Genomic DNA, 2,038 nt, shown 5'->3' on the forward strand with positions numbered 1-2,038 from the left:
GTATTGGGTGTCTGAGACATGGCGTGCTCCTTGTCTGTGGCGCCCCTTGCCAGCTTCGCTTGCTGGCGGGGCAGGAGCACGGCCGGACCATCCCATTAATGGAACTCTATGCCTTTCGTGCAGGGGTACAGCCGGAATGAGCGCCGGGGAATTTTACTCGAAAATCAAGCGGTCGCATCCCTCCGTGCTGTCTGAAAAACTTCACAAAGTTGGTTGGCTCACTGAATCCCACCTCTGCAGCAACTGCTTCCACCGTAAGACCGGTGTGCGCAAGCAAGCGTTTCGCTTCCAGGATCAGGCGTTGCTCTATTATTGCTTTGGGTTTGGAACCGCACGCCATTATGCAAGCTCGGCGGAGAGACTTCGCCGAACATCCGATAGCTTCCGCATAGTCCTCGACGCTCCGCGTTTGCGCGAAATTCGCGTCGACGGCTCGACGGAATTTTTGGAACGTCCTGCTATGATTATCCTTGATGGAGCGCTCGTCGCACTTGACGTAATGGCCTGCGATTGTCAGGAGCATTGCATAGAGGAGGTGCTGGAGAGTAGTGGCTGATAGCTTCGAGCCATCTGTTTGATCGTATCCTCGCTTTATGACCGACATAACACTGCCAACGCTCTCCAACGCATCAGGCCGCAGGTCCGTGACGTCCTCAGGAACGATGTCATCAATCAATGTTCCAAATGCGCCGCCGTCAGCCGCTGAAAACGCGGGCAAAATGAATTCTGACGTGAAGAGTAGGATATCGGCCTCTAGCTTTTGGCCAAGGACGAACTGCTGAACCTGACCGGGCCGGGCATGGATGAGCGTGCCTGCCTTGCACCTAACACAGCGAAAATCGAGGAAGTGATCCCCACTTCCGGCAGTAAACAGCATCAACAGATGGAAACCGGGCCGCTGCGGTGAGGCGAAGTGGCTGGGCGATACGCGCTTTAAAAGCTCAGACAAGCATAATGATTCAATGCCAAGCTTCGGAAACTTGGGATTTGCGTAATCGACTCCGAATATCGATTTTTCCGACAAGCCTTCCACCGCGCACGCCTGTCCATTTTTGACCATCGATTGGTATCAGCTTGACCTGTCGGAGCACAACGGGGGCAGGCAAGGTGGGTCGAAGAAATCAGGGTCTTAACTGCTTCATTTTCCGGAGAAAGCCATGATCTGGAGCTCTTCCCTACGGCTGCTGGTGATCGCCAGCGGTCTCATTTGCATTCTGGGGGCGGTCATTCTGCACGCGGAGCAAAAGTCGGACGTGGAAGCTGTCGCTGCCGCCAACCTTGCTTTCGATACGGCCATTTCAGGCCGCGACATCAATGCCATGGAAAAGGTTTGGACGGCTGAGCCTTACGTCATCGCCGTGCATCCTGCCAGCAAGGTCCTGATTGTCGGATGGGATGCGGTTCGCAAAAGCTGGGAAGGGACTTTTGATCGCTTCGCCGAGATTTCAGTATCGATGAAGGAGCCGCAGATCCATCTCGCGCAGAACATGGGGTGGGTTGTTGGAATCGAGAGTGTTCAAGGGAAGTCCAAGAATGGGGATGCCGTGAGCTTCACGGCCTTCACGACCAACGCGTACGAAAAGCGAGACGGGCGTTGGTTGATGGTGTTGCACACCACGTCGCGAGTTCCGCAATAGCGCAAACGGCATGACCGAGCGCAGGCCCTGGCCCCCGCCCTGTCAGACCACTTCTGCTGTTGGCCCTTCGCGGCGGTTTGGACGGGCATCCGGCCAATTCCGAAGTTGCGGGTAGACCGGACCTGACTGGCTACCGCCGAAACCGGCTGGACCATCCCATTAACGGGACCTGCCTGGTTGAGGGCAATTGCCCTAATTCGAATCTAGCAGTTTGCTGAAAAACCCCTGAACTGGAGGGTTTTTGTATTCTGGCCGGTCGTTGTTGGGACGGCGCTTTGGAGTTGGATGTAATTTTCTAGCCTGGTGTTGGGTGCCCCCTGGGGCAGGGAGGCTAAGCGGCAAGCAGTTTGGGAATGCGGATCAGGTTATAGGCGATCAAATTGAGCAGGAAGTCGGCGGCG

2 protein-coding genes are annotated in these 2,038 nt (G+C 55.7%); one reads left to right on the plus strand and one right to left on the minus strand.

Annotated elements, in window-relative coordinates; genetic code table 11:
• Positions 1 to 106 precede the first annotated feature (106 nt).
• Entirely contained in the window at positions 107 to 1,060 is a 954-nt protein-coding gene (locus tag IVA82_RS24870; RefSeq protein WP_247389507.1) for an AraC family transcriptional regulator, read from the minus strand.
• 97 nt (positions 1,061 to 1,157) lie between these two features.
• Here IVA82_RS24870 and IVA82_RS24875 point away from each other — a divergent pair, with 97 nt between their 5' ends.
• Positions 1,158 to 1,637 (plus strand): nuclear transport factor 2 family protein, encoded by a 480-nt coding sequence (locus IVA82_RS24875; RefSeq protein WP_247389508.1) that lies wholly within the window; start codon positions 1,158 to 1,160, stop codon positions 1,635 to 1,637.
• The last annotated feature ends 401 nt before the right edge of the window (positions 1,638 to 2,038 follow it).

Source organism: Bradyrhizobium sp. 142, from assembly GCF_023074015.1.
GTDB lineage: Bacteria > Pseudomonadota > Alphaproteobacteria > Rhizobiales > Xanthobacteraceae > Bradyrhizobium.